27 protein-coding genes are annotated in these 25,646 nt (G+C 45.8%); 19 read left to right on the forward strand and 8 right to left on the reverse strand.

Features of this window, described 5'->3' with window-relative positions:
• Positions 1-10 precede the first annotated feature (10 nt).
• From KNO68_RS03255 to KNO68_RS03285, 7 genes are all read right to left on the reverse strand, one after another.
• Complete coding sequence (locus KNO68_RS03255) at positions 11-1,024, reverse strand: pyridoxal phosphate-dependent aminotransferase (protein ID WP_215112031.1); 1,014 nt, start codon at positions 1,022-1,024, stop codon at positions 11-13.
• A complete protein-coding gene (locus KNO68_RS03260) occupies positions 1,021-1,788 on the reverse strand; it encodes a transporter substrate-binding domain-containing protein (protein WP_215112032.1) in 768 nt (255 codons plus the stop codon). The genes KNO68_RS03255 and KNO68_RS03260 overlap by 4 nt, the downstream gene beginning before the upstream one ends.
• A 123-nt stretch (positions 1,789-1,911) precedes the next feature.
• A complete protein-coding gene (locus tag KNO68_RS03265; RefSeq protein WP_285222489.1) occupies positions 1,912-2,421 on the reverse strand; it encodes a P-loop nucleotide/nucleoside kinase family protein in 510 nt (169 codons plus the stop codon).
• A 160-nt stretch (positions 2,422-2,581) separates the two neighbouring features.
• On the reverse strand, positions 2,582-2,932 hold the full coding sequence (locus KNO68_RS03270) for a VOC family protein (RefSeq protein WP_214812440.1): 351 nt from the start codon (positions 2,930-2,932) through the stop codon (positions 2,582-2,584).
• The gene (locus KNO68_RS03275; protein WP_214812442.1) at positions 2,929-3,450 is read right to left on the reverse strand and encodes a DNA topology modulation protein; all 522 of its coding nucleotides are present in this window, start codon (positions 3,448-3,450) and stop codon (positions 2,929-2,931) included. The genes KNO68_RS03270 and KNO68_RS03275 overlap by 4 nt, the downstream gene beginning before the upstream one ends.
• Complete coding sequence (locus KNO68_RS03280; protein ID WP_214731096.1) at positions 3,447-3,917, reverse strand: NUDIX hydrolase; 471 nt, start codon at positions 3,915-3,917, stop codon at positions 3,447-3,449. Before KNO68_RS03280 ends, KNO68_RS03275 begins: the two co-directional genes overlap by 4 nt.
• The gene (locus KNO68_RS03285; RefSeq protein ID WP_214731098.1) at positions 3,910-4,410 is read right to left on the reverse strand and encodes a hypothetical protein; all 501 of its coding nucleotides are present in this window, start codon (positions 4,408-4,410) and stop codon (positions 3,910-3,912) included. Before KNO68_RS03285 ends, KNO68_RS03280 begins: the two co-directional genes overlap by 8 nt.
• 137 nt (positions 4,411-4,547) lie before the next feature.
• On the opposite strand from KNO68_RS03285, the gene KNO68_RS03290 reads away from it, so the two are divergent.
• The 19 genes from KNO68_RS03290 to nhaC all read left to right on the forward strand — a co-directional run bounded on the left by KNO68_RS03290 (position 4,548) and on the right by nhaC (position 24,353).
• Entirely contained in the window at positions 4,548-6,014 is a 1,467-nt protein-coding gene (locus tag KNO68_RS03290) for a phytoene desaturase family protein (protein WP_214731100.1), read from the forward strand.
• Between the two features lie 10 nt (positions 6,015-6,024).
• On the forward strand, positions 6,025-6,483 hold the full coding sequence (locus tag KNO68_RS03295; RefSeq protein WP_214872690.1) for a GNAT family N-acetyltransferase: 459 nt from the start codon (positions 6,025-6,027) through the stop codon (positions 6,481-6,483).
• Between the two features lie 58 nt (positions 6,484-6,541).
• Entirely contained in the window at positions 6,542-6,973 is a 432-nt protein-coding gene (locus tag KNO68_RS03300) for a YlbF/YmcA family competence regulator (protein WP_012726155.1), read from the forward strand.
• Positions 6,974-7,026: 53 nt separating this feature from the next.
• The gene (mutS, locus tag KNO68_RS03305; RefSeq protein ID WP_214757077.1) at positions 7,027-9,555 is read left to right on the forward strand and encodes a DNA mismatch repair protein MutS; all 2,529 of its coding nucleotides are present in this window, start codon (positions 7,027-7,029) and stop codon (positions 9,553-9,555) included.
• Positions 9,556-9,559: 4 nt separating this feature from the next.
• A complete protein-coding gene (mutL, locus tag KNO68_RS03310; RefSeq protein WP_215112034.1) occupies positions 9,560-11,377 on the forward strand; it encodes a DNA mismatch repair endonuclease MutL in 1,818 nt (605 codons plus the stop codon).
• A 165-nt stretch (positions 11,378-11,542) separates the two neighbouring features.
• Entirely contained in the window at positions 11,543-12,190 is a 648-nt protein-coding gene (locus tag KNO68_RS03315; RefSeq protein WP_214684403.1) for a 50S ribosomal protein L25/general stress protein Ctc, read from the forward strand.
• 497 nt (positions 12,191-12,687) lie between these two features.
• Entirely contained in the window at positions 12,688-13,146 is a 459-nt protein-coding gene (locus tag KNO68_RS03320) for a hypothetical protein (RefSeq protein ID WP_214684402.1), read from the forward strand.
• A 160-nt stretch (positions 13,147-13,306) separates the two neighbouring features.
• Entirely contained in the window at positions 13,307-13,591 is a 285-nt protein-coding gene (locus KNO68_RS03325) for a barstar family protein (protein WP_214684400.1), read from the forward strand.
• A 169-nt stretch (positions 13,592-13,760) separates the two neighbouring features.
• Positions 13,761-14,390: a hypothetical protein gene (locus tag KNO68_RS03330; RefSeq protein WP_214812455.1), complete on the forward strand. Its 630-nt coding sequence runs from the start codon at positions 13,761-13,763 to the stop codon at positions 14,388-14,390.
• A 310-nt stretch (positions 14,391-14,700) separates the two neighbouring features.
• Complete coding sequence (locus KNO68_RS03335) at positions 14,701-15,066, forward strand: hypothetical protein (protein WP_214731364.1); 366 nt, start codon at positions 14,701-14,703, stop codon at positions 15,064-15,066.
• A gap of 133 nt (positions 15,067-15,199) precedes the next feature.
• Positions 15,200-15,412 carry a hypothetical protein gene (locus KNO68_RS03340; protein ID WP_143404758.1) on the forward strand — a complete coding sequence of 71 codons (213 nt, stop codon included), beginning with the start codon at positions 15,200-15,202 and terminating at the stop codon, positions 15,410-15,412.
• 316 nt (positions 15,413-15,728) lie between these two features.
• Positions 15,729-16,559 (forward strand): formate/nitrite transporter family protein, encoded by an 831-nt coding sequence (locus KNO68_RS03345; protein WP_041918029.1) that lies wholly within the window; start codon positions 15,729-15,731, stop codon positions 16,557-16,559.
• A 191-nt stretch (positions 16,560-16,750) separates the two neighbouring features.
• Positions 16,751-18,601, forward strand: a complete 1,851-nt coding sequence (locus tag KNO68_RS03350; protein ID WP_214731366.1) for an anaerobic ribonucleoside triphosphate reductase — start codon at positions 16,751-16,753, stop codon at positions 18,599-18,601.
• Positions 18,579-19,034 (forward strand): anaerobic ribonucleoside-triphosphate reductase activating protein, encoded by a 456-nt coding sequence (gene nrdG, locus KNO68_RS03355; protein WP_074037124.1) that lies wholly within the window; start codon positions 18,579-18,581, stop codon positions 19,032-19,034. The genes KNO68_RS03350 and nrdG overlap by 23 nt, the downstream gene beginning before the upstream one ends.
• Before the next feature lie 54 nt (positions 19,035-19,088).
• Complete coding sequence (locus tag KNO68_RS03360; RefSeq protein ID WP_214731368.1) at positions 19,089-19,907, forward strand: fumarylacetoacetate hydrolase family protein; 819 nt, start codon at positions 19,089-19,091, stop codon at positions 19,905-19,907.
• A 111-nt stretch (positions 19,908-20,018) separates the two neighbouring features.
• Positions 20,019-21,284 carry a S1C family serine protease gene (locus KNO68_RS03365; protein ID WP_214731370.1) on the forward strand — a complete coding sequence of 422 codons (1,266 nt, stop codon included), beginning with the start codon at positions 20,019-20,021 and terminating at the stop codon, positions 21,282-21,284.
• A 56-nt stretch (positions 21,285-21,340) separates the two neighbouring features.
• A complete protein-coding gene (locus KNO68_RS03370) occupies positions 21,341-21,685 on the forward strand; it encodes a DoxX family protein (protein WP_078146805.1) in 345 nt (114 codons plus the stop codon).
• Positions 21,686-21,701: 16 nt separating this feature from the next.
• Positions 21,702-22,790 carry an amidohydrolase gene (locus tag KNO68_RS03375; protein WP_078146806.1) on the forward strand — a complete coding sequence of 363 codons (1,089 nt, stop codon included), beginning with the start codon at positions 21,702-21,704 and terminating at the stop codon, positions 22,788-22,790.
• Between the two features lie 162 nt (positions 22,791-22,952).
• Complete coding sequence (nhaC, locus tag KNO68_RS03380; protein ID WP_462189999.1) at positions 22,953-24,353, forward strand: Na+/H+ antiporter NhaC; 1,401 nt, start codon at positions 22,953-22,955, stop codon at positions 24,351-24,353.
• Positions 24,354-24,368: 15 nt separating this feature from the next.
• Here the strand turns inward: nhaC and KNO68_RS03385 are convergent, their stop codons facing one another.
• The gene (locus KNO68_RS03385) at positions 24,369-25,568 is read right to left on the reverse strand and encodes a hypothetical protein (protein WP_215112037.1); all 1,200 of its coding nucleotides are present in this window, start codon (positions 25,566-25,568) and stop codon (positions 24,369-24,371) included.
• Between the last annotated feature and the right edge of the window lie 78 nt (positions 25,569-25,646).

The following is a 25,646-nucleotide window of genomic DNA, read 5'->3' on the forward strand; positions in this document are numbered from 1 at the left end:
AACACGAGGTTCAGGAGTTTTTTACATGACTTGTTTTCTTGTATTTCTGAATAGCTGTATGTACAAGATTAAGCGCCGACTCGTCTCCGATCGTCACCCGAATCCCCGTAGGTTGTTTCGACGTGTGTACGTTCAAGTCAGTAAAATGGGCCCACACTACTTCAGGTTGCTCGAGCTCGACATACAAAAAGTTCGTCGTGGCAGGGATGACATGACCGATGGTTTCGAAGGCTTGCGCCCACTTTTGCCGCATCTCGTCATGCCATTCGATTGTTTCTTGAAGATAACTCGCATCTTTTAAGAAGATATTGCAGATTTTAGCACTCACTCCGCTGATATTAAATGGCGGGATGAATTGACGGAAATAGTGTGCGAGTTCGCAGTTTGTCACCATGAATCCGATTCGTACATTTGCCAATCCGAATGCTTTTGACATCGTGCGAAGGACGATGAGATTCGGAAGGGTGGCAATGAACGGGATCATGCTCGCATCTGGTGTGAAGTCCATGTACGCCTCATCCACCACGATATATGGCACGATTGAGGCGAGATGCGTCAACTCTTCTACGGTCCAAAGCTTCCCGGTTGGATTGTTCGGATTCGAAAGGAGAAGAAGCTTTGGATGATGCGTCTCAATCGCCTTTACCATTCCTTCATACGATAAATCAACGGCTTGAACATGATGACCGTGTGCGATAGTCGTGAAGATTGGGTACATCGAAAAGTCAGGTGCCGGAGACAAGACCACGTCATGTGGTGCGAGCAATGCTTGCGTCACGACATGAATCATCTCATCACTCCCACAACCGACTAGTAATTGCTGAGGTGTGACGCCAACGTACGCAGCGTATTGTTCGAACAATTCATTGATCGGTTCGACCGGATATTCGTGTAAGTCATCATACGTCAACGAATCAAGCTGATTCTTGATGCGGTCAGGTAACGGGAATTGACTTTCATTTTGGTTTAACCGATGTCCCGTCGGATATACGACGGGATAGATCGGTAGCTCGACTTGTCTCATTCAGTTGGCTCCATCGAGAACCATTTTTTCACCAATTCATCGATTTCGCCAGACTCCATCATCTTGTTCAATTCTTCGTTGAACTGGTCGCGTAACTCATCATCTAATTTGAAGGCAGCAGCTGATCCTTTTTCGCCATCCTCTTTCAAAGCGAATGTATAGAAGCTGTCATCTTGGTCTAAATACTTTTGTGCGACCGTGTCTTCGATGACCATTGCATCGATTCGACCTGTGTTCAACTCTTGAACGATTTCAGGGATCTTGTTCAACGATACGAGTTCAGCCTCAGGTGCTTGTTCTTTAGCGATATTTTCTTGAATCGAAGCCGTTTGGACACCGATTTTCTTACCAGACAAATCTTCGATTGCCTGAAGGGACTTGTCTTTAGTCATGATCAAGTTTGTCGCGGATAGATAGATGTCTGAGAAATCGGCATTCTCTTTACGCTCTTCTGTTGGCGTCATCCCGGCCATGACGAAGTCGACACGCCCGCTATTGAGGGCTCCGAGTAAGCTACCGAAGTCCATATCTTCAATCTTCAATTCGTAACCGAGGCGTTCTGTGATTGTCTCCGCGATTTCAATATCAAATCCGACAATCGCATCTCCGTTTGCCGTATCGACAAATTCATATGGGAAGTAATCGGCGCTCGTCCCCATGACGAGCGTTTTTTGTTCTGTCGCTTCACCTTCTGTCTCTTGACTACATGCACCGAGTAATACTGCGCTCATCATAAGTGTACCTGCTAATAACCATTTTTTCATATGTGTATAATGCCTCCCTGTTGTAGATGAGACTAAGTGTATATGTATGATTATTAATTGTAAAGCATAAATATACAAAATTATCAAAAAGAGAAGCACTTTCTATCTGAAAGCGTTCTCTTCTTAGTTTTTCAACAGATACGACATAATTCGCTCAATCGGAATTTCTCGATTGTCCATCGTAAAGGTTTGTAAGTAAGAATGGTTAGTAGGCCGTTTGCAGTGTTCATTCATCTTAGACCAATTCTCATACGAAACTTGATCAATTTGACTCGGTCGTCTGACACGGTTTCGAAGTCGTGTGTTAATTTCTTCGTAATCTTCATGACGACACTCGATATAACGATAAGTCGCTCCGTACTTGGTGGAAATCGCTATCCCTTTATCGAGTATTTCATCATAGAGACAAGGACTGTCGAGAATGACGTTTTGTCCAAGTGATAGGTGATACTCGACGAGGGACCAATCGACATCATAAGCCATCTTCCCGATTTCTCCATCCGAGAAGTTGCCATCAGGAAGCGTATGGAGTAGGGCGGTCTTTGAAACATCATGATCGATGATGACTGCGGGTACGTGTTGGATGATACGCTTAGCCAATGTGGATTTTCCTGATCCAGGTGTTCCAGACATTTGAAGAAAAAACAGATGATCACCTCACATCTAAGTAGGAGCAAATTTTATTACTCATACAACTTGATTTATTTGTTAAAAAGGCTCATTTCCTAAAGATAATCTTCGATACAATCGACCTGAATAACCTGATAAGGTTAGTTAAAGGTTTGATCCGATGTTAGCATTTGCATACCATGATGACGTTCCCGTCAAGATCTTTGAAATTGAACCAATGTTCATGCTCAATGGGTGTAATGACCTCAATATCGTGTTGAGCCATATAATAATAAGCTTGATGAATATCGTGTGTATTTAAGTGAAATAGTGGTGTCTGGATGATGTTATCTTTTGAGTAGATGTTACTATCTAAAACGAGGTTGGTACCCTCTAATGGAATGACATATAAATGGTCGAATAAGATTTCTCCTTTTGTTGAAAGATCGAATAAATCACAATACCAGTCACGCGCTTTTTGAATATCACTCACCGGAATAAAGATGGTGCCGATTTTGTGAAGGATAGGGTTCATAAAAATTCCTGCCTTTTTAATTGATGAATGAAGTTTGCAACATCTTTCCGAGATTTTAAGAAGATGATCTGTTTCTCGTGAGAATATTGTTTGATTCGTTTGACCATCTCCGGCTTTTGAACGTCAGGAAAATTCCAAACCCACTTGAGGAATGCGAAATCGAGTTTTTCCTCACAGGATGCGCCCATGTCCGGTCGCGTCGTACCACGATATCGGACGACTCGTTTAAGGACACGGTATATACAGACGATGCGGGGAAGATCGATTAAAATGACAGTGTCCGCTGCCTGCAGTCGTAAATCAAGCGTATTCCCGAAGTTTCCATCGATGATCCATTGATCTTTCTTCACAAGCTGTTGTTGGATGTCGATTCGTTCTTCACTTGGTGCCATCACCCATCCTGGTCTCCACATGAGGGCGTCTAAATGATAGACATCGAGATGTAATCGTTCACCGAGTTGACGGGCGAGTGTGGATTTCCCCGCACCACCAGAACCGATGATCATGATGCGTTTCATATAGTCACTTCTTTCATTGATGGACTCGATAAGATTAACTTTGCCCGTGCATCCATGTTTTCTGGTAGATTTTGTAGTGAAAAATATTTTAAATCTATTCCTTCATCATCGTTTAAACATAACGTGCCCGTCACTGTGTCAGTGATGAATAAATGGGTAACATTATGTACTTGATCGCCATTTGGATACTCAAAGAAAAAATCAGGTCCAGAGAAAACTGAGATTAAAGTTAATTGGTTGGAAGAGAGACCCGTTTCTTCATACAATTCTCTTTGTGCTGTTTGTTCAATTGTTTCTCCGGGTTCCATCGCCCCTCCAGGAAGTCCCCATTCCTTTGTATCTTTCCTTAGTTGAAATAAAAATTCTTGATTATCATTTTGTACAGCTACTGCAGCACCGACCATAATGAAAGGACGGTTACCGATGAGCTCTCTCATCGAATGTATATAATTTTTCAACTTATTCATCCTCCAATACAATCCATTTCTTCAATTGACCGTCCTCTTCGTAAATGACCCGCACATCCATCTGTCCGATGACGAGACGTTGTTCCGAACTGAACACGACGATCGGATAGTTCGTGGACACCGGCTTGTCTGTCTCAAAGATCGGGCTATGCGCCTGCATCGCGTAATAGCCGTCCGATCTCGTGTTGGCTGCGCCTGCATCAATCTGTGTCACATGGTCAAATCCTCTCAGTCTGAGCACATAACTATAAGACGTCCTCGCTCCTTGTTCGAGACGCCATTCTTCGATGATGGCTGATTTGTCGTCCATTGATCGTTCTTCTAGCACTTTCTGTGCCGTATACTCTTTTTCGTAAGGAATCATCTCCTGGATGCTGACGACGGTCATCGTCGCAAGCTTGAGCGATTCCTCGGAAGGTGGGGTAATCAGTATACCAATAAAGATGAGGATGGGAATTAATAAATAAACCATGACACGACTACGCATTTTCATCACCTTACCTTTTCAGACTGTAAACTATTTCTGCATAAGAGAATCAGTTCCCTTCAAAAGACTGCTGGAATCTCAAAACCGATTCATTACTTCAAGTTTTTGAATGAGCAGGTATGATATAAAGAGGAGGGATGTATATGAAAATCGGGGTCGTAGGTGGAGGCGTTGCGGGTTTGACTGCAGCTGCGCTCGTGCAGCAGAAAGGGCATGATGTGATTGTATTAGAAGCATCGCGTGAGTGGGGTGGGTGTGCCGGCAAGTTTCAACGGGGTGACTATTTGTTTCCTGCAGGGGCAACGCTCGGGATGGGGTTCGAACGAGGAGGGGTCCATCAGCGGGTTCTTCAGAAATTGGGCGAATCGGTCGAGGTGACGTTACTGGACGCGGTGATGGACATTCAACTGCCTGACGTCACCGTCACTTACTATCGCGACCGCAAGCGTCTGCTTGATGAGCTCAGTCGCGTATTCTCAGAGCATTATGAGTCCATCCATGCGTTTTACCGTGAAGTGTGGGGAGACTTTGAGAAGATTCGTCCGTTGTTTCAGCAGTTACCTGCACTTCCGCTACGCACGACATCAGACATGGTTTACGCGCTGAAAGGTTTTCGACCGAATCAAATCACAGCGCTCCTCAAACTCCAGCGACCACTCGGTGACACGTTAGCTCGCCATGGATTAAACGGTACGATGTTCGAGCGATTTATCGATGGCGTCCTGCTCGACAGTTTGCAGACCGGTGCGAAAGAAGCGAGTCATTTACTCGGTGCAGTGGCGCTGTCGGTCTATCATGAAGGAGCGTACTATGTTGAAGGTGGACTGTATCAATTGGCTCATGCGTTAGAGCGCGCTGTTCGCACGTTTGGTGGCGAGACGAAATTAGGGAGAGACGTCCAGTCCATCGAACGAGTGACGGATGGATGGCTCATCACCGATCGAAGAGGACGACTTGAACTGGTCGATGTCATTGTTTCCGCCATCCCGATTGAACGGACGAGCAAACTTCTGAGAGGACAGGAACAACGACGCTTCAAACGACAATACCGCAGACAATTGAAGCAGTCGCAATGGGGCACGTTCAGTCTCTATCTCGTCTTGCCTGAGAATGTGTGTCGACAGAAACCGCTGTTTCAACAAATCTATCACGAGCGATTACCGAGTGGGCATGCGTTCATTTCCATGTCCGCGCCGGATGACGTGTTGCGTACAGAAAAACCGGAACGGACCATCACGGTATCCACACATATCGATTTATCAGAATGGCAACATTGGAAAGACCGGGCGGCATATGAGAAACTAGAACAAGATTGGACCAATCGTCTCGTCGACGTCGTCGCGACTGCATTTCCCGATTGGGACCGTGAGTCGTCACTTCTCCTTCCTGGTGGACCAGGGGCATGGGTGAAGTATACGAAGCGTCCACATGGTGCAGTTGGGGGATATGCCCAGACACCAAGCCAGGCGTTGTTCCGTGCCGCAAGTTATCGCACTGACTTGCCGAACTTTTATGTATGCGGGGATACCGTATTTCCAGGGGCGGGGACGATTGGCGCAATGACGAGCGGGTTACATGTCGCCCGAGCACTCGGAGTGACGATTGATTAGGGGGATATTGATGAAGAAAAAAGCATTTGATGAACTGACAACATTGGAATTGTATCGCTTACTGGCGCTACGGACTGAGATTTTCGTCGTCGAACAGAACTGTCCGTACCAAGAGGTGGATGGAAAGGACGTAGCAGCCATTCATTATTGGATAGAAGAAGATGGAGAGATCGTCTCTGCCCTTCGCGTGCTGACGAAAGCATCTCCGGTCGCCATCGGACGTGTCGTCACGAAAGCGACGCATCGAGGGAAAGGGTATTCCCGCCTCTTGATGGATGCGGCAATCATGGACTTCGGTCATGAGACATTATATCTGCAAGCGCAGACGTATGTGGAATCTTTTTATGCATCGTTTGGCTTCAAACGGACGAGTGATGTGTATCAAGAAGACAGCATTCCGCACGTCGATATGTTACGTGAATCCACGAATCCCGCTAGTACCGTTTCCGAATCGTTCATGTTAGAATGAGAAAGAACATTCACGTGCCATTGAGCACGATTACATTATAGACATAAAGGGGTTTACAATGGTGACCGATCAACAAGTAATTGCAAAAGCAAGAGAATTGGCAGACGTATTAGCACAAACACCAGAAGTGGCGCGTTTCAAAGAAGCGGAAGCGAAAGTGAACGGAAGTGACCGCGTACAGACGTTGATTAAACGAATCAAGTTCTTACAAAAAGAAGCCGTCAACTGTAAGCACTACGGCAAGACGGAAGCACTTGCGAAAGTCGAGCAAAAGATTGATAAAGCGATGGAAGAACTTGACTCGATTCCCGTCGTTCAAGCGTTCCAAGAAACACAAGTCGAAGTGAACGATTTGCTTCAATACGTGACGGTCACGCTCGCGAACTCCGTGACGGACCGTATCATCGAATCGACGGACGGCGACGTCCTTGCAGGGAAGACAGGGAGCGGCATGGCGGCTGAACAAGCACGCGGCGGCTGCGGATACTAAAACGACACAGCTGGCCGATGGTCAGCTGTTGTACTTTCTAGAGGTGAATCAACATGCAAGAAGTCCATCAGACACCAATGATGAAACAATATTTCTCTATCAAGGCCGACTATCCGGACGCCTTTTTATTCTATCGACTCGGCGACTTTTACGAGTTGTTTTTTGAAGATGCACAAATTGTCGCAAAAGAGTTAGAGCTCACGCTCACTTCTAAAAATGGAAAGCAGGCCGAGCATCCGATTCCGATGTGCGGCGTTCCGCATCATTCAGCAGCAATCTACATTGAACAATTGATTGAAAAAGGTTTTAACGTCGCCATCTGTGAACAGACGGAGGATCCGAAGGCAACTAAAGGGCTCGTGAAACGGGAAGTCATCCAAGTGATCACGCCGGGTACATATATGGCGTCACTCAGTGAAAAAGAAAACCGATATCTCGTCGCCATCTCGGACGTCGCAGGGCGATTCGGAATTGCTCGCGGTGACGTCACGACGGGGGAATCATGGTTGACGACACTCTCGTCAGAAGAGGCCGTCTTGCGGGAAATCGAAGGATTGCTTCCGAACGAAGTCATCGTCGAGGATGAACGACTTGCTGATTTATTGCGACAGACCGGGATCCCACTTTCGATTCAAGTGGACAAGCGGAATAGTCCACTCGCACAAGGTGCAAAAGATGAGGCACAACGCTCGGCATTTGAGTTGCTGTTTGCCTATTTGACGAAAACACAGAAACGTTCACTTGACCACTTGCAACCAGCCGTCGCCTATGAGGTTGAACAGCATATGCAACTTGACGCCAACACGGCCCGAAACCTTGAGTTGTTCCGTTCGGCTCGTTCAGGGGAACGGAAAGGGTCACTCCTTTCACTCCTTGATGAGACGACAACGGCGATGGGCGGTCGATTGTTGAAACGTTGGCTCGAACAGCCACTCTATACAGAGCAAGGCATCAGAGAGCGACAGGATGCCGTCGAGAACTTGGTGGACGACTTCATGTTGCGCGATCAACTACAGGAAGAGCTGAAGCGAGTCTACGATATCGAACGCCTTGTCGCTAAAGTTGGGTACGGGACGGCGAATGCGCGAGATCTCGTCCAACTTCGCGACACGCTCGAGCGGATGCCTTCTGTCCGGTCACTCTTACAAACAGTGAAAGCGGATCGCTTGCAGCAAATTGAACAAAAGCTCGACTCGTTCGAGACATTGAGTGAACAGCTTCGGGCTGCCCTTGTCGATTCACCTCCGATTTCGACGAAAGAAGGCGGGATGATTCGTCACGGGTATTCGGATGAGCTCGACGAACTGTTAGAAGCGAAAGCGAACGGGAAATCGTGGATTGCCAACCTCGAACAACAGGAACGCATCGCGACCGGCATCAAGTCGTTGAAGGTCGGGTATAACCGCGTATTCGGTTACTACTTGGAAGTGACGAAAGCAAATGCGAAGTTGCTCGAAGAAGGGCGTTATGAACGGAAGCAGACATTGACGAATGCGGAACGTTACATTACACCTGAGTTAAAAGAGAAGGAAGCGCTCATCTTAGGAGCGGAAGAGAAGAGCTGTACGCTCGAATATGATTTGTTTGTCGCACTTCGCGAAGAAGTGAAGACGTATACGAAGGCACTTCAGCAATTGGCCCGTTCACTCAGTGAGTTGGATGTTCTCCTCGCCCTTGCCGTCGTAGCCGAGAAACGGGAGTATGTGCGTCCAATTACAGCGAAGCATGTACAAATTGAACGCGGGCGTCACCCTGTCATTGAAACGGTCTTGCCGCGAGGCGAATATGTCGCCAATGACTTGACGCTTGACGACACACGTCAAATGTTACTCATCACCGGACCGAACATGTCCGGTAAATCGACGTACATGCGTCAATTTGCCTTGATTGCAATCCTTCATCAAATCGGTTCATTCGTCCCGGCAGAAGCGGCGGAACTCCCGCTCTTTGACCGCATCTTCACACGGATCGGTGCGGCGGACGATTTGGTGAGCGGACAGTCGACGTTCATGGTCGAGATGACCGAGACGCGCCAAGCCGTTACCGAGGCGACGAGCAATAGTCTGATTCTATTGGATGAAATCGGTCGCGGGACGTCGACGTATGACGGGATGGCGCTCGCACAGGCAATCGTTGAATATATCGCCTCGTCAATCGGTGCGAAGACACTCTTCTCTACGCACTATCATGAACTGACAGTGCTCGAAGATTCGATTCCGACACTTGAGAACGTTCATGTCCGGGCGATTGAGCGGGATGGACGAGTCGTCTTCCTCCACGAAGTGCATCCGGGACGTGCCGATAAATCGTATGGGATTCATGTGGCGGAATTGGCTGAACTTCCGGATTCATTGATTGACCGGGCCCGGACGATTCTGTCAGAACTCGAATCGGAAGCAACGAAACCAGCTTTGAACGAGCAATCTGCTCCACCTCAAGTGGAAGAAGTCAGCCAGTTGTCATTGTTCGAGTCGCATGACGCTGTTCGAGAACAGCTGCTCAAACTCGATCTATTGGCAATGAATCCAATCGAAGCGATGCAGGCGCTCTACGAACTGCAACAGACCGCAAAGAAAGGGTGAGTCGATGGGAATCATTCGAGAGTTACCTGAACAGCTCGCGAACCGAATCGCAGCCGGGGAGGTCGTCGAGCGACCGGCTTCCGTCGTCAAAGAATTAGTCGAAAATGCGATTGACGCGGGAGCGACGAAAGTAGACGTCGACTTACAAGAGGCGGGCATCCGTCTAATCAAAGTGCGAGATAACGGGCATGGGTTCCATGAAGAAGATGCGGCGCGAGCCTTCTTGCGGCATGCGACGAGTAAGATCCGGGACGAGCATGACTTGTTTCGGATTCGGACGCTCGGCTTCCGCGGTGAGGCGCTCGCCTCGATTGCGTCGGTCAGCCACGTCTCCTTGAAGTCAAAGCGAGCAGATGAGGATGGTTTTGAGATGACGCTTGAAGGTGGAGTCGTCAAGGCGACGAATCCGACGGCGACGAACGTCGGGACCGAAATTGCGGTCAGTCAGCTCTTCTTCAACACACCGGCACGGCTGAAATATTTGAAGACGTCAGCAACGGAACTTGCAAGTATTACGGATACGTTGAACCGTTTAGCGCTGTCTCATCCGGAGATTCGATTCACCGTCTTTCATGAAGAGAAAGAATTGTTGCGTACGAACGGGAATGGAGACTTGAAACAAGTCATGCTTGCCATCTATGGTCGCCAAGTCGCCGCACAAATCGTCACGGCGTCGAGCAAGACGAACGATTATACGCTGAGCGCCCATCTCGTACGCCCGGAAGTGACCCGTTCGAACAAACAGTACGTGACTCTCATCTTAAACGGTCGAAGCATCAAGAACTTTGCACTGACCCAAAGCGTGCTTGAAGGCTACCATACGCTCTTACCGATCGGTCGCTATCCAATTGCCGTGCTCGAAGTGAAGATGGACCCGATGTTGATTGACGTGAACGTCCATCCGACGAAACGTGAAGTGCGTTTGTCGAAAGAAAAAGAACTATGCCAGCTCATCCGAGAGACCGTTCAATTGACGCTCCGGGAGCAACGTCTCATTCCGTCTGTGAAACAAGAGCCGAAGCCGAAACGTGTGACACCGTCCGAACAGTCGAAACTCGACTTTTCGATGGAGCCCCAACCTAAACAGGCAGATCCGGTCGAGTGGAACTATCCGATTCCTCGCGAGCGAAAAGAGTCGCTCACGTCTCCCTCCCAGTGGAACCCGGCGCCGCTCGTTCATGAACCGGATCCAGAGATGATTGAACCAAAACAGGTCGAAGAGCCTGTACATCAGTCGGAGCGTCTTCCGGCGTTAGACGTCATCGGGCAACTGCATTCGAGTTATATCATCTGTGGAGCGGAAGACGGGATGTACGTGATGGACCAACATGCCGCTCAGGAACGCATCAAGTATGAGTTGTTTTATGAGCAGTTAGGACGTCCGGAAAAAGAGTATCAGCTTCTATTGATTCCGCTGACGTTAGAGTTCACGCAAGAAGAGACGCTCGCTATCGAAGAAGTGCTCCCGCTTCTAGCGGATGCAGGCATCACGTTAGAGCCGTTTGGGGGTAACACGTTCCTTGTCCGTGAGATTCCGACATGGTATCCGCAACATGACTTAGAGGGCACGATTCGTGATCTGGTGGAGATGGCCATTCAACAGCGGTCAATCGACATCGCGAAATATCGCGAAGAAGCATCAATCCTCATGGCGTGTAAACGATCGATCAAAGCGAACCATCCACTCAATAGGGAGATGATGCGACAATTGATTGATGATTTGAGTCGTACGACGTCTCCGTTTACCTGTCCGCACGGGCGACCGATTCTCGTGAAATGGAGCACGTATGAGCTTGAGAAGTTATTTAAACGCGTCATGTAATCGTCTTGTTACCTTGTTTTAACACTATGTAACGTTTATGCAGGAGCCCACATGGGAAAACTATACACATGTCACTCAACGCATCGAGGTTGAGAGGTGGCTTTTTCACTGCCTCACCCTCAAGATGTCGACATGAAATGTATATCCATGTAGGAGGAAAAGAAAATGACGAACAAACTTCAAGTATCAAAACGAGAATTACGCCCACGATCACTACGCACGAAGTTGCGTAACGAAGGAAAAGCGTTAGGCGTCGTCTACGGCTACAAAGTAGACAGCACACCAATCGTGTTTGACGAGATGGACCTTCGTAAAATTCTCCGAGACCATGGTGACAATGCCTTGATTGAACTCCATTACGATGGAAATAAAATCAATACGCTCGTGCACGGATCAGAAACGGACCCGTTCACAAACTTCTATCAGCACGTCGAATTCATGGCCGTGAAGATGGATGAAGAGACAGAAGTTGAAGCGGATATCGTCCTTGTTGGCGACGCGAAAGGCGTCAAAGAAGGCGGATATCTCGCCCAGTCACTTTATAAAGTGACGGTCGCTGCGACACCTGCCAACATCCCAGAACGCATCGAACTCGATGTCTCAGAGCTTGGAATCGGTGATTCGGTGACGGTAGCAGATCTTCCAGAAGACAAATCGTACACGATTGTCTCGGAACCAGATATGCACATCGCCTCTGTGAATGAGCCGGTTGCAGAAGTTGAAGAGGAAGAATCAGAAGAAGGTTCAACTGAAGAAGAAGCTTCTGAAGGATCTTCTGAAGAAACAGAAGAATCGACTGAGGATAAAGAATAAGCAATTCGATTAAATCAGAGGAGCATCGTCCCTAGATGGGGCGATGCTCCTTTGTTTATTAATCAACATTTTTTTTACGAACATTTTTAGAAATGTTGCAATATAGAAAAGTTTATCAAAATGGTGAGAATGTTATGGCTACCTTTTACTTATACATGGAATAAACAAGGCACTTAAAACTTAGATAAGTTGAATCGAAAGGGCTCATAATGTTAGGTGAAGGAATTTGTGATAATTTGAGAGAAAAACAAATTGAGGTATCTTTAGACTCGATTATAATCATCTCAGGTGTCTTAAAGGCTATTCAGTTGATTGTGGTCTGGTTACTAATAGAGGCGCCACGATTCTATATGAGTTCTTTCGTACCTTATTTCGATTTATGTCTGCTATCGGGGGTATGACTTTGTTGTTAGATTTCTTCTCGACGAGTAGGGATTTAGAAAGAATCAATCGGAAAAAGACAGATAGAATAGTTGAACTTGAGAAAGGGGATTATAATGTTTTCTAACGATTTAATTAAAGAATTTATAGAATTTCGAGAAGTTAATGGAGAAGAGTTTACTTGGTGGAGTTTCGTAAATTACAAATATAGTATTGAAGACGCTCTTTCTTTTTTAAAATTTTTCAATCCAGAAATAATCTGTCATGAGAACTGTTATTTTTTTAAAGACAGTTTATCTCTTAGTTCATATAAAGGTTGGAAAGAAGAATTTGGAGCAGATTTGTCTTCCATTGAAAAGATGGTAAATTTGTACGAGCCTAAAGATTTCTTCATTATTAATAAGAAAAATGATGTCGATAGTTATAGTCAAAATAATCAAATTGAAGCTTTTGCAGAGACTCTTTGTCAGCAATGGAAAATTAGCTTGAAAGAGAGGTATAATAATATTCCTTTCCAAGTCCAATTGATTCGAGATGATGGAGACTTATACATCACAATGTTCGTATTGCGATGAGTGTGTTTAATTGATTTATGACTGAGAATGTTGAGTGATAATAAGTATTGGCATAAATATTAGACACGAAAAACTCATTGGAACTTATTAAATGAATTTTTTTCATAACTTAATGCATCTTAGATGATTAATAAGATAAATGCTGGAGATGAGACAATATATGTCGCATTTATATATCGATTTAAGTAACATTACTTCTTCATCGGAACTACATCAGATATTAAAAGAAAGTCTTCATCTTCCTGATCATTACGGCGAAAATTGGGATGCCTTTTGGGATGTCATTACTGATGTGGATTATATAACTTTTCCTGATCAAATCACTTTCATAGGATATTCTTTGCTTGAAACGAAATTAAGTGAGGATGCTAAGTGTTTAAAAATGTGTTTAGAAGAGTATAACGAAGAACATTATGTTTCACATTGTCATTTTGTTTTCTTGTAATCTAATTTGCTTACTAATATATAAAGCAAGTCTATAAGAGAGTAACCATTTCACAATCACTAATTTTTCAATATAACTTTTATAGTCCCCGACCATCATAAAAATTAATAGAAAAAACAGCTGATTTAAATTACAAGGTCTTTAAACTGAAAACTCAAAGGTGATCGCTATGCAAGAGCTTACAATTATTGAAAGGAAGCGTCTATTAGAGCAGATTGAAGATAATTTAGATAATTATTTCATTATAGGTGAAATTAAAAAGGTTTATGAGATCACTAGTTATGATGATTTAACTATTATCGATAACCAAAAAGCTTTAATTGATTTTTTGGTTTACCAAAACGTATATCCAATAGTCATAACATTTATATTATCTAAAAATATAAGTCAGGATAATGAGATGGTTGAAAAAATGGATTCAAGGAAAATTAAATATTCTATGAACTATTGCTCTGGGGATGAGAATTCTATTTATTACTGCAATGCAAAAATAGAAAACGAAAAAGATTTAAGGTTTTTGATTAACGAAACGTACTGGATGTCTGCTCAAAATGGGTTTTATAACATTATCTTTAAAGATAAATTGAATTTCACTTTAAAGAAATATGGTAAGTGGCTGTTCTCTAGAACTCAATTTGTACCTTTAATTGATATGAGTATACCAACTTCTTTTATTAAAATAGATGGAGATGGACTTGGGTTTATTTTGTTTTCTAATGAAAAAAAATATAAATCTATTGAAGAATTAACAAAGAATTTACCTCAAAAATTTTACATAGATTATTTAAACGAAAAATGAATTATGAGGGCCTCAGTTTGAGCATGTTTTAACGCATAGTCGAGTTACATAGATACTATGAAAAATGATATGTATGATGAGGTTTGGGGGTCTACTCATGATGACTCTTTGTTAGAATTATATAAACTGATAATAGCGGGTTTATCGATGTGAGAAATACAGTCCGTAGAGTTAGAATAAGAGTAAATTTAGCCAGATCATATAGCTTTGTATCATGATGTTCATTTATACAATCAAAATTATTAAAACCATTTAAAACTTGTGAAGCCACGTAGTTAAGCAGCACATATTCCATACAGAAGGTGAAAAAATGAAAGCTCAGGAAATATTAAGAGAAATCGAAAAAATATACTACTGGGATGCGCGCGTTTTAGGATTCGATTGCCGTTATTTTGGAGATGAAGTTTTACTAATAATCGAAGAAGAAAATGAAAATTATCACCATCAGATTGAATTTTTAGGTTGTATAAAAGTAGACATATCTGCTCCACTCGACGATCGAATAGTGCCTGTAAGAGAATTAAGCAGATTACAGCTTCCCTATTTTATGCATGATGTTAGTATAACAAGCTATGTACTTGAAGAAACAGAGGTATTTGTATGTAATTTGCTTTTCCCTCCAGCAAGCGCTGAAATTCATTTCACTAAGATAAGAATCGGAAAGGAATATCACTGATAAAATTTACAATGTCTGAATTGCAATAGTCGACCAAGAGACAGTTAATATATATTTATTGAACTATCATAAAATGTAGTGATTACAGAAGAACATTACAATGCAATTCATAAAATTGAGTGAGGTGTATTATATGTCATACAAATCGATACAATCGCTTTTACCTGTTAAAGAAAAGGCAATCCTGCTGGATCAGGTCGAAGGATTGAATAGATATCTTTGTATTCTACCGAACGATGAATTAGAAAGTCAGTTTGGAGATTTAGAAGAGTTCACAAAACAAGACTTTGCAGTCGTGGGTTATGAAGATGTGCTAGGAGATTTTGTAGGAGTGGACAACTTTTGATTGTTAATCATGAAACGCTTCATGTAGAGTAAAGATTAAAATTAACATTTGATGAACTCATGAAAAAGAATTATTCCCTTATCTGAACGATTGGTTTCATAAACTTTGTCTTATTATTCTCCCGAAAATAGGGAGAATTTTTCTTTGTCACAAATCCGCCATATGTAAACGATTACGATGTGAACACTCTGTCAATTCATGCAAGACAGGATTGCCAACAGAGACTGTACAGTTTATATTGTTAATGATTTCACATATTCGAACTGATACTTTCCTATTTAATTATTCAGAAAGAAGGGTTTGTGACATGGCATCAATGGAAATCCATGCACTCGAATCATTACGGAAAAAAGCACAGGCTTCCTCGCAAATGATTCATTATCGTCCAATGGAATACTTTTTACGGGCAATGTTAGCCGGGATCTTTATCGGCTTTGCCTCAATCTTCACGTTGAAAGTCGTCAACGGTATGTATTTAGCGGAATCTCCGTTCACGACACTCATCGGAGGCTTCTCGTTCGGGATCGCGCTCGTCATGATCATCTATGGGGGAGCTGAGTTGTTCACGGGAAATACGATGTATTTCACAACGTCGACGCTTCGTGGTTATACGACGCTCAGCGACACGATGCTCGTCTGGTTGCTCTGCTTCGTCGGGAACGCACTCGGGGGAATCCTATTCGCCTTACTACTTGCACCGACTGGCGTCATCCAAGAACTCGGGATGAACAACTGGTTGTTCTCCGTTGTTGAGAGTAAAATGCATCATACGACGGTTGAAATTTTCTTCCGCGCCATCTTCTGTAACTGGATGGTCTGTCTCGCTATTTTCTTACCGAAACAAATGAAAAATGAGTTCGCTCAAATCTTCTCGATGATTTTCCTTGTCGCGGTCTTCTTCGCTTCAGGATTCGACCACGTCATCGCCAACTTCGTCTTGTTCGCCTTGACGCTCGTCGTCCCACACCCTGAGACGATCAGCATGGCAGGTGCGATTCATAACTTGATTCCTGCGACGTTCGGTAACATCATCGGTGGAGCGCTCTTCATGGGAGCCATCTATACGTGGTTGAACTCGAAAGGTCTCCGTGAAGCACAAGAATTAGAAGAAGAAGTCGAATTAAAAGTTGTAAAAGCGGTTAAATAAATGATGTTTGTCACATATAACGTAGAGCCTTGTCTTACCGAAGACGAGGCTCTTTTTTATCGTATGATCACACGTAAACTGTCACAATATCGACTCGTGACCATCGAGAAAAACACATGCCATAATCTATATATAGGATTCTTAAAACGAATATGAATGTTTTGAATCCATATATAGTGAGGTGATGCGTTTTGAAATTACTGCAGTTGTATGAGGACGTCTGCGTCTTACCAGACCAAGACTTGGTACAAGAGAATGCGAATGTGGACGGGAAATCCCCACTCGGAAAACTAGCACGACTCTCTTCAGAAGTGTCGAAAGAACTATCGCAGACGTATTTGATGTCGGAACGGTCAAAACAAGCCGTCACTGATAACTTTTTATACGTGCACGATGCCGACTATTACATCACAGGCTCGACGACATGTTGTCAAATTCCACTCGGTCAATTGTTGAAAGACGGCTTCCATACGGGACATGGGACGATCCGGTCGCCAAAGGACATTCGCTCTGCCATGGCACTCGCGTCGATCATCCTTCAAGCGAATCAAAACATGCAGCATGGGGGGCAGGCCTTCCCAATGTTTGACGTCGACTTGGCACCGTATGTCGAGAAGACATATGAGCGTCAACTGAGCCGACTTCAATCCTTACCCGTTGACTGGGAAGAAACGCAATTGGAGACACTCGCGGAAGAAGAGACGATTTCGGCGACGTATCAGGCGTGTGAGGCGTTCATCCACAATGCGAACTCGATGCACTCACGAGGGGGCGGGCAAGTGCCTTTCGTTTCGATCAATTATGGAACGGACACATCAAAGTGGGGACGTATCCTCATTCGAGAGTTACTTCGTGCCACGGAACGTGGGTTAGGGAACGGAGAGACTCCGATTTTTCCGATTCAAATCTTTAAAGTGAAGGAAGGAATCAACTTTCGGGAGGACGATCCGAACGTCGATCTTTTCCGTGAAGCGTGTCGGGTCACAGGCAAACGGTTATTTCCGAACTTCTCATTCATCGATGCCCCGTTCAATGCCGCTTACTATGATGGGACACATGAATCTGAAGTGGCGTACATGGGTTGTCGCACTCGGGTCATGGGAAACCGACACGGAGAAGAGACGTCGATCGGTCGTGGCAATCTTTCCTTTTCCACACTCAACTTGGTGAAGATGGCACTGATCTCGGAGTCGATCTCGGATTTTTACCGCATTCTCAACCGCTATGTCGACATCGGGATCGAACAGTTGATTGAGCGTTTCGAGTATCAATGTACGCGTCGCGCTGAAGAATTCCGTTTCCTCTACACACAAGGGGTCTGGCGTGGAAGTGAGCAGTTACATATTCATGATGAAGTCCGAGATGTGCTGAAACAAGGAACGCTCTCACTCGGGTTCATCGGACTCGCTGAAACGTTGAAGGTGTTGACGGGAGGTACACATGCTGAGTCGCGTGAAGCGGAACGACTCGGTCTCGATATCGTCACGCACTTGGCCAATCGCATGCGTGCGGCAGCCGAAACGTACGACTTGAATTTTTCGTTGCTCGCGACACCGGCAGAAGGATTGTCAGGTAAATTTGTGACGCGAGACCAGGAAACGTTTGGGATGATTGAAGGTGTCACTAATCGTGCCTTTTATACAAATTCATTCCACGTGCCGGTCTATCAGTCTGTATCAATTCGTGAGAAAATCCGAATCGAGGCACCGTATCACACATTGTGTGACGCGGGACATATTTCATATGTCGAAGTCGATGGGTCACTTGCCCACAATGCGGAAGCGGTGGAATCGATTGTCCGCTTGATGCGACAGCATGATATCGGCTACGGTTCCATCAATCATCCGGTCGATCGTTGCGGAAATTGTGGGTTAGAAGGACTGATTGACGATGCCTGTCCGACGTGTGGCGAGGATACAAACATTGAACGAATCCGCCGCATCACCGGTTATTTGGTCGGGACGATGAACCGTTGGAATACGGCGAAGCGAGAAGAAGAGCGGGCGAGGGTGAAACATGATGCGCATTCTATCCGTCGTTGAAGAATCCGTCGTTGACGGACCGGGGATTCGGACGGTCATCTTTACTGCTGGCTGTCCGCATCACTGTAAAGGGTGTCACAATCCTTCCTCGTGGAATCCAACCGGGGGTGAGGATGTCGAAGTAGAGGAACTTGTTCAGCGCGTCAAGCTCAGTGGTTGGGACGGGGTGACCATTTCTGGAGGCGAACCGTTTCTTCAATCGTCAGCGTTAGCAAAACTCGTCACGGCATGTAAGTCGCTCGGTAAAAATGTGTGGGTGTATACGGGTTATACGCTCGAACAGTTGGAAGCGATGCATGACGAAGCGATTCAAACCGTGTTGGACTACGCCGATGTGCTCGTCGACGGTCGTTACGAGCAGTCGCTACGAGATATGGGACTTCGTTTTCGAGGATCGAGTAATCAACGAATCATCTTTTTGAATAAAGTATAATCGAGGCAGAGATGTCTCGATTTTTTGTATAATGATGAAAAAGGGGGAGTTTTAATGAAATGGTGTAGTTTTGAGATGCAGGAAGAGCAACGAGTGGGGATTGTCAAAGGCGATTTCGTCTACGATGTCAGCAATCAAGTACATACGACAAATTTATTAGAAGTGATCGCGCGTGAGTTCGAACCAGATATCGATTTGGACGTGGCGCCCTCATACCGAATGACGGATGTGAAACTACTCGCCCCGTACCGTCCATTGAAAAACGTGATTTGTATCGGCAAAAACTACGAAGAACACGTGAAAGAGATGGATACAGCAGGAGCAGGGAAACTCGTCATCTTCACGAAAGCACCGACCTCGGTCGTCGGTCCGGAAGCGGTCATTGAGCGTCATCCTGAATTGACGGAAAAACTTGACTATGAAGGTGAGCTCGCCGTCATCATCGGCAAGTCTGGACGAGACATCGAAGCGGTCGAGGAGCACATTTTCGGTTACACCATTCTAAACGATGTGACGGCTCGAGACGTGCAAAAAGAACATGTCCAATTCTTCCGTGGCAAGTCGTTCGATACGTTTTGTCCGATGGGACCGTTCGTCGTCACAGCGGACGAGCTCCAGTTCCCTCTCCAAATCAAAACAAGTGTCAATGGGGAGACGCGTCAAGATGGGACGACAGCCGATATGATTCGTCCGATTGATGAACTCATTCGTACACTGTCGAAAGGCATGACGCTCGAAGCGGGTGACATCATCGCGACAGGTACACCAGCCGGAGTTGGGCACGGGATGACGCCACCGACGTATCTACAAACGGGAGACACGGTCGAAGTGACGATTGAAGGTCTCGGTACATTAAGAAATGTGATTGTCTGAATGAAATGACGTAAAATGTGAAGAATCTTGTAATTCATTTATTATTTTATAAATGAGTGTTCCTCTTCGTTATAGTAAGGGTAGAAGATAACACAGAGGAGATGAATCATTATGGATCGTCACGATCAATCAAATGAACACGATCAATTACATGAATCAGAGCAACAAAAAGATTGGTTAGATACAGAACTCGGTTCATCCAACCGAAAAGAGACAAAAGTACGAACACAATCAAAACCGTCATTCGTCAGCAGTATGTTCCCGGGACTTGTCGGTGGAGTCATCGGAGCGTTGTTGACGGGCGCAATCGCATATCCGTTCATCGACCAACCCGCGACGAGTGTGAGTGACACAAACGTGACCTCGCAAGGGACTCCGGTCCAAACGTCATCGAACGTATCCGATTCTTCGGTCACAAATGCCGTCGCGACCGCTCAACCGGCCGTCGTGACTGTAAACAACTTCGCCCAAAGCGGATTCTCGAGTGAGGCGGTCGAGGCTGGAGTCGGATCAGGTGTCATCTATAAAAAAGAAGGTGACTCGGCATTTATCGCGACGAACCATCACGTTGTCAACGGAGCGGACAAGCTGACGGTCACCTTTAATGACGGAACGACTGCGGAAGCGACACTCATGGGAAGTGACGCGACGTATGACTTGGCCGTCTTGAAAGTGGACGCTGACAAAGTACCGGCCGTCATCTCAATCGGCAAATCGAGCGAGTTGAAACCGGGTCAAACGGTCATCGCCATCGGGAATCCGCTTGGACAATTCGAGAACTCCGTGACACGCGGTGTCGTCTCATCGACGTCACGCCTCGTACCCGTCGATACGGATGAGAACGGACAGGCCGACTTCAATGCCGAGGTCATTCAAACGGATGCGGCCATCAACCCAGGTAACTCAGGTGGTGCGTTAATCAACGAAGAAGGACAACTCGTCGGAATCAACTCGATGAAAATTGCGACAGCAGAAGTCGAGGGAGTCGGATTCTCAATCCCAGTCGACATCGCCCTTCCGCTCATCAATCAAATCGAACAGACGGGAGAAGTGAATCATCCGTCACTCGGCGTCTCACTTCGTGACGTATCAGAGTTCCCTCAAGGTTACTTGACGGAACAAATCAACTTGCCTGAATCGGTGACGGCGGGAACAATCATCGTGGAAGTGCAACAAAATAGTTCAGCTGCGAAAGCGGGTCTTAAGGCACGTGACGTCATCGTGAAAATCAATGACAAAGACGTCAGCTCGTTCATCGACCTCCGTAGTGAATTGATTCGCGATACGGACGGAACGGTCGACATCGAATATATCCGGGACGGAAAAACGGAGACGGTTCAAGTCGAGATTCAAAATGCGAACGGTTCTGCATTGTAAAAGGTGGGCAATATGCCCGCCTTTTTTGCTATGCTTATACAAAAGGAGGATGAGTTATGGTACGAAATTTATATGGGGTGTTACTATTCGGGGCAGGAATTTTACATTTTGTAAGAGAGAAGGCGTTCATGTCGATTATTCCGAAATCTTGGCCGTTCCGCCGACTGATGGTGCAACTAAGCGGAGTCGTTGAAGTCGTGTTCGGGGCGATGCTCTTACTCAACAAGGGAACATCGTTCGTGAAACGGACGCTACCGGCATTCTTTATCGCCGTCTTCCCGGCAAATATCAACATGGCCGTCAAGCCATCTAGAATCGGTGGGAAGGTCATTCCGAAATGGATTACATGGGGACGACTCCCGCTTCAATGGGTTTTGATCAAAGGTGTCAAAAAAATATAAAGGTGTGGAGATACATATGACAAGCGTACTCAAGTGGTTTGAGCATTTCCATGCTCATCCAGAAATCAGTTGGAAAGAAGTCGAGACGACTCGAACAATCGCATCCATCTTATCAGACTGGTCGATTCCCCATCGAACGTTTGAGGACGTGACCGGAGTAATCGCGGAGATTGGATCGGGAGAAGAAGTGATTGCGGTCCGCGCCGATATCGACGCGTTATGGCAACAAGTGGACGGTACGTTTCGAGCGAACCATTCATGTGGGCACGACGCGAACATCAGCATGGTACTCGGTGCGCTCGAACAGTTGAAAGACGAAACGTTACAAAAGCGAATTCGTTTCATCTTCCAACCTGCCGAAGAGCAAGGGAATGGTTCGCTCGCCATGATCGAACGAGGGGCGTTAGAGGACGTGACGCAACTATTCGGAATCCATTTACGTCCACAAGAAGAGTTGAAAAGGGGACAATATGCGGCGGCGATTCAACATGGTGCTGCCTTCTTCTTAAAGGGAGAGGTCATTGGGGATGATGCGCATGGTGCGAGACCACATCAAGGACAAAACGCACTCGATGTCATCTTCACGATTCAACACATGCTTAAAAGCATTTACTTGTCACCGTTTGAGCCGCACTCTGTCAAGTTGACGAAGGTACACGCCGGGAGTGACAACATGAACATCATTCCAGGAAATGCGACGTTCTCGATTGACGTCCGTGCCCAACAAAATGAAGAATTGCTCGAACTGCGCAATCGTGTCGAAGACATGTTACTCCAGGTCGGCCAGCTTCATCGTGTGAAACTTGAATGGGAGTGGCAAGACTTTACACCGGGAGCCGTCGTTGGGGAAGAGTCTAGCCAAATCGCCAAGCGAGCGATTGAGAAACGCTTCGGTGAGTCGGCTCTCGTTGAACGGATCGTCACGTCAGGTAGCGATGATTTTCATTTTTATACCGTCGAGAAACCGTCACTTGATGCAACGATGATTGGCATCGGCGCTGATTTAGGTCCAGGTCTTCATCATCCGCATATGACGTTTGACCGTGACGCGTTAGAAGATGGGGCACGCCTGCTCGCGGATGCGCTCCGGATTGCAGCAACATAAATCAAGATGGGTGGGATAGACAGATGTCTGTCCACTCATTTTTTTATTGCATCCACTCCTTGTAAGCGCTATCATAACGTTATTAGCGACAATATAACGACAATTCTGAATTTTCGCTATGGGGGAGGAAGTTAGATGGAAACAACGGGGAACAAGCAAGACATGAAATTAGGGTGGGCACTCTTGCCACTTGGGGTGATGATCGTCGTCATGCTCATCTCGATCGTTAAGCTCGGTCAAGGACCACACATCCCGCTCATCGTCGGGACAGCGGTCGCTTCGCTCGTCGCCTGGCGTCACGGGTTCAAGTGGAAAGAGATTGAAGAGATGATGTATAAAGGGATTCGTCTCGCCCTACCGGCAGTCGTCATCATCATTTTGGTCGGGTTGACGATTGGGGCATGGATCGGTGGAGGAATTGTTGCCACGATGATCTATTTCGGACTGAAGATCATCTCACCGGCATACTTTTTGTTAACGATTTGTCTCATCTGTGCGGTCGTCGCGCTCTCAATCGGGAGTTCATGGTCGACGATGGGGACGATTGGAGTAGCGGGGATGGGCATCGGGCTGAGTATGGGGATACCGGCGCCGATGGTAGCGGGGGCTGTCATCTCAGGAGCTTACTTCGGGGATAAGATGTCGCCTTTGTCAGACACGACAAACTTGGCGGCAGGATTAACTCATACGAATTTATTCGTACATATTCGGCACATGCTCTATACGACAATTCCAGGACTCATCATTGCACTCGGGGTATACGCATGGCTCGGTAGACGATTTGCAGATTCTTCGACAGACTCGTCTGAAATCACACAGACATTGACGATTTTAGAGGACAGTTTTGTCATCTCACCATGGTTACTCCTCGTTCCACTCGCCGTCATTTTGCTCGTTGCAAAGAAGGTGCCGGCGATTCCGGCGCTCGTCGTCGGGATTGCACTGGGCTTCTTGGCTCAAGTGTTTATTCAAGGTGGAACGCTCGCTGACAGCGTAGGCGCTCTTCAGAGTGGTTATGTCATCGAGACGGGAAATGAACTGGTCGATAACCTCTTCAGTAGAGGTGGTCTTGATGCGATGATGTACACGGTCTCGATGACCATCGTCGCGATGACGTTCGGGGGGATTTTAGAATATTCGGGAATGCTACAATCTATTATGAACCAAATTTTGAAATTGGCGAAAACGGCAGGTTCGTTGATTGCTTCAACGATTTTAGCTGGGATTGCAACGAATGCGACGTGTTCGGAGCAGTACATCTCAATCGTCGTCCCGTCACGCATGTTTGCTGGAGCATACGAAAAAATGGGACTACAGTCGAAAAACTTATCTCGTGCCCTCGAGGATGGAGGGACGTTGACATCCGTTTTTATACCGTGGAACACGTGTGGGGTATTCATCCTCGGCACACTCGGGGTCGGAGCTTTCGAATATGCACCGTACGCCGTCTTGAACTTCATCGTACCAGTCATCTCGATTGTTTATGCCTTTACGGGATATACGATTGAGCGCATGGCAGTCATCCAACAGGAAGAACCTGTCGCGGAACAAGCGGCTCAATAAAACGATTCCCGGTCGTCAATCGACCGGGAATTGAAATTTATAGACGGTACGCGGACGACCTTGGCTGTAGCTCATCTCTTCGCCAATCCGATGAACAAGTTTTGCATCAACCAATTTTTTGATGAGTCGCTCTGTCGTACGACGTGTCACGTTTAAATGGTCGGTCAACTCTTTCGCTGTAAACTCGAGATGGTCCGTTGAAAAGTGAATGAGCTTTTCGATATTAATCGGACTCATACCCGTCTGCTTCATCATGTCATAGACACGCGTTTGTGTGACACGGAAATGAATCGGTGCCGGTTGATCGGTGAACGTCATTCGTTTTGAATCGTCGACGATTCGTATAGTGGAATTACTTGTCGTATGAAGTGCAAGTTCGGCATGCTCAATGGCACGTTGATAATCGGACCCATACCCGATACCTACATGACCAGGAGTTTCCTCTGGCAAGATTAAACTGTTTGATATGGCGGATTCAATCTTTCCTTTACTCGATAATAGGATGATGCCGTCTTGAGTGGACTCCATCAATTTACCACCGAAATAATGATGTTTTGTCGTATAATTGAGCGTATCTTCACTTGTATCCGAGTAGAAGAGCACAGCGAGTTGTGACTGGTCCAATTTGTTCAAACGAATCTGTTGAATAAAATCATGGAAGTGGTGGAGAATTCTCTCTTCTGGCTCTATCATGAGCTGACTAGCAAAACCATTTTCCACTAAGTGTCGATGGACTCGTTCGACACTTGTCAAGGCGAATCGAGTCGTCCCAGTTCGTTGAAGTTGCTCATGAAACGAAATCAACTCTTCGAAATTCATATACGGACTAAGTTCTTTCACTTGCGGTGGCGACATGTGGCTTGGAAACGATGCTAAAATTGATTCAAGTCGTGACGCATCAACGAGATCGATGGAGAGCTCTTCGATTCGGAGCTGTTGTGTCAATGTCACGTATAAAAGTGACGTCAATAACACGACATCATCTTGAACGACGTGATGGGCAAATGGAAGGTTCGCTTCCTCCATCGCATACGTATAAGGGAATGAACCGGAGAAGAACACTCCGTCAAAAAATAGGAGTTTTGTAGCGATGTCTTTCGCTTCTCGCGGGTCATCATAAGGAAATCCCTCGATTCGAACATCGGGTAAGGAAGAACCGTTCTGTACCTGTTGTAAAAACGATGGTGAGCCGACAACGGCGATATGGATGGACATGTAAAATCCCCCTTGCAATTTAGCGACTATATAACGACAATATAGAGGAAAGGACAGTTGAAGTAAAGGAGTGATGAA

Origin of the sequence: Exiguobacterium sp. s75 (genome assembly GCF_018617145.1) — a bacterium.
Lineage (GTDB): Bacteria > Bacillota > Bacilli > Exiguobacteriales > Exiguobacteriaceae > Exiguobacterium > Exiguobacterium profundum.